Source organism: Sulfuricurvum sp., assembly GCF_023250475.1.
Lineage (GTDB): Bacteria > Campylobacterota > Campylobacteria > Campylobacterales > Sulfurimonadaceae > Sulfuricurvum.
This window is the reverse complement of sequence record NZ_JAHFAQ010000167.1, coordinates 441-3,618: the sequence shown is the minus strand read 5'-3', so window position 1 is coordinate 3,618 and position 3,178 is coordinate 441. Positions and strand designations below refer to the sequence as shown.

The window sequence follows — 3,178 nt, the reverse complement described above, 5'->3', positions numbered from 1 at the left end:
TATGGCTTTTCCTTGCCAAAATCGATATTGTTGTGAGTGCACGAGGGAAAATCGTCCCCGACGGCGAGATCAAAACCCTCCAGCCCGTAGAAACGGGGGTCATTGCTTCCATACGTATTAACGAAGGGCAAAAGGTAAAAAAAGGGGAAGTATTGATGGAAATCGATCCCTCTGTTACCGAAAGCGATCTGGAATCCAAACAAAAAAATCTCTCACTTCTCGAATTAGAGATTGAACGGCTGGATGCGCTTATCAATAATAGAGCGTTTTACCCTAGCCGAAAGTATGAAGATAGTACTGCTATCGCTACTCAGCAGATGATGTATACCTCCAGTAAACTGGCCTATGATCAACAGCGTCAAGTATTGGAAGAGCAGATTCGCCAAAACGATGAAGCGACTGAAGCGGCAAAAGCGGACAGATCCCGCCTCAAACAGCTTTTAGCCAGTGCAAAAGAGCATGAGAACCGGTTAAAAGAGGTTCTCGACATTATTGCTAAAAAAGAGTATATCGATGCGCAAAACCAGCGGATAGAATACCAAGAACAGCTCACCATGAAAGAGCATGCTATCGCACAATCAATTGGCAAACTCAACGAACTTACTCAGCAGCTCCGTCTCGTAAGCCAGGAATATAGAAACAAACTGCTCGAAGAACTGACTCAAAAGTCCAAAGAGGCGACGGCATTGCGCACTGAAGTGCAGACTTCTCTTTTCCGTCATGCCAAACAGCAGATCATTGCTCCTGTAGATGGATATATCGGAAAACTCTTCGTCCATACCGTCTGTGGTGTCGTTACCCCTGCCGAGAAACTTCTCACTGTGATCCCTAAAGATGTCCCTCTCATTATCAAAGCCACCGTCCTCAACCAAGACATCGGTTTTGTGACCAAAAAGATGGAAGCTGCCGTCAAGATCGATACGTTCGATTTTCAAAAGTACGGACTTGTCCACGGAAGTGTCAACCATATCGCCGATGATGCCATCGAGGATGAGAAACTTGGACCCGTCTATGAGATCGCTATCACACCGAGTGACACAACGCTCAAAGGGGAGGGGAAAACCCTCTCCATCCATCCGGGGATGAGTGTGACGGCGGAGCTAAAAGTAGGGAAACGTCGCGTCATCGAGTTTTTTATCTACCCGATGATCAAATATCTCGATGAAGGGCTGAGTGTGAGATGAAGAAATTAATACGAAGGATTATTATGAAGAAAAATAAAATTCAAAATAAGGCAGCCTGAATGAAAAAGTACCTAACCCTCATATTCTTCCTGAGTGTCTCACTGTTCGGAGCAAGTTTCGATTGTACGAAAGCAAGTACAAAAGTCGAGAAGATGATTTGTGCTGATCCAGAGTTATCAAAACTGGATGAAAACCTCTCAAACATATTTAAAGAGGCAGTTCAAATTGAATCCTACAAGGAAGAAATAATAAAAGACCAAAGAGTATGGCAAAAAGTTGTGCGAGACAAATGGTGTATAACTGGTAGAAGTGATATTTATGGAGAGAAAAAAATAAATCCTCTTCATCAATGTTTGAGAAACGCATATCGAGACAGGATTAATATTTTATCGCTTATAAATAAAAAATATACACTTTCACAAAGTCATAATGAAAATATATGCACTCCAATTCTAGATATATTAAATAATGATCTAGGGATTTATGGCAGATTTGTTCCTGAAAAGCATTCTGAATTTAATTGGTTAAAATGGGAAAACAAATATAAACTTTATAATAGTAATTTGAACCCAAAAGACAATGAAAGAATTGGAGAACTTAAATTTTATCAAAGTGCTGAATTTGATATTAATAATGATGGAAATAACGAAATCGTTTGGTATTTTTTTAACTATGGCAAATATGGAGATGAGTATGAAAATATTGATTATTCTCCTCTAATATCATTAAATGATATCAATGGCAGTACAACAAGTACTATTTTTAATTCCTCAACGATTCAAATCGATTATCAGAATGTAGCAGATAATTTTGGTCAACTATCATTATATGTAAAACCATTTAGATTTGATTCTTCTTATTTACTCGCATTATTCGGATATTCGAAAAATATCAATTTCGGACATCACTCATCACTATATTTAACAGATATGATTAAAGTGGTGAGATTCAATAAAGACAACGTGTTGAATGATGTTTGTTTTTTTAAAAAAAATCTTCAAAATAATAAGGATAAATAATGGCACTCTCTGGTACACACACAAATTGGGTATATGGATCATATGAAGCTGATCGAAATGATCAAATTAAAATTTCTGAAAACCACCCACTACATGATGGTGATTTAACAAAGCTAAATGTACATATAGATGGAAAAGATCGTTTAGCATTAGCGTATGGATATGATTTACTAGCGAATATCAATACTTTGGTAAATGATTTATCACCTTTTGTTACTTCTTTAAGAGCTGAAATGAATGTTACCCAGGCTTTGGAAAAAGTTAAATTACTCGTATTAAACTCTGGTAATAAAACTAAAGCGCAAATAAGAGATGAAATTAATAGCTATATTACTCTTGGCACAGAAGAAAACGCAACACTTCTTTTGAATAAAACGGTTTCAAATTTTGAAACAGCTTTAGATAAAAATTTTGGGAGCGATACACTAACGTTATCAAGAGAACGTGCAGCAGTAATATCGCAAATATATCGACTAGGATCTGGAGGAGCACCTAGTCTAATGAAGGCGATTAAAAACAATAATCGAGCAGAATCATGGTTTCAAATTCGTTTTAATTCAAATGCAGACGAACTGCCTGGAAACTACATACGTGTTGTTGCTGAGTCTGATATGTTTGGTCTTTATGATGCTGCAGGAGTTACGGAGGTGAGCGCAAAAGAAGTAATGCGGATGTACCTTCGTAATAAATCAAAAATAATTGAAGAACAAAACAAATATCCAACTGTCTATGACAATAGCGATTCAATCATAAATCAAATTTCTCACACCCGGGACTATCTCATTGCAAAATACGGCGAAGGCATTAACATCGACGGGGACGTCCAAGTCGGAAAAGGGGGATCGGCAACCTATGATTACTTGGAAACTAATTATAACGATACCCTTACCGGTACTGCCAAAAACGACTTAATATTCGGTGAACGTGGAAGCGATAGTCTAAATGGCGGAGCTGGCGATGACATCCTCATCGGTG

3 protein-coding genes are annotated in these 3,178 nt (G+C 37.9%); all 3 read left to right on the top strand.

Annotated features, from left to right (window positions below; all coding sequences use genetic code 11):
* Positions 1 to 1,184, top strand: a 1,184-nt coding sequence (locus Q0C19_RS11485; protein ID WP_295056154.1) for an HlyD family type I secretion periplasmic adaptor subunit, incomplete at its 5' end; no start/stop codon positions are given.
* Positions 1,185 to 1,243: 59 nt separating this feature from the next.
* Positions 1,244 to 2,203: a hypothetical protein gene (locus Q0C19_RS11480; protein WP_295056151.1), complete on the top strand. Its 960-nt coding sequence runs from the start codon at positions 1,244 to 1,246 to the stop codon at positions 2,201 to 2,203.
* On the top strand, positions 2,203 to 3,178 hold a 976-nt coding region (locus Q0C19_RS11475; protein WP_295056148.1), incomplete at its 3' end, for a hypothetical protein. The genes Q0C19_RS11480 and Q0C19_RS11475, both read left to right, overlap by 1 nt.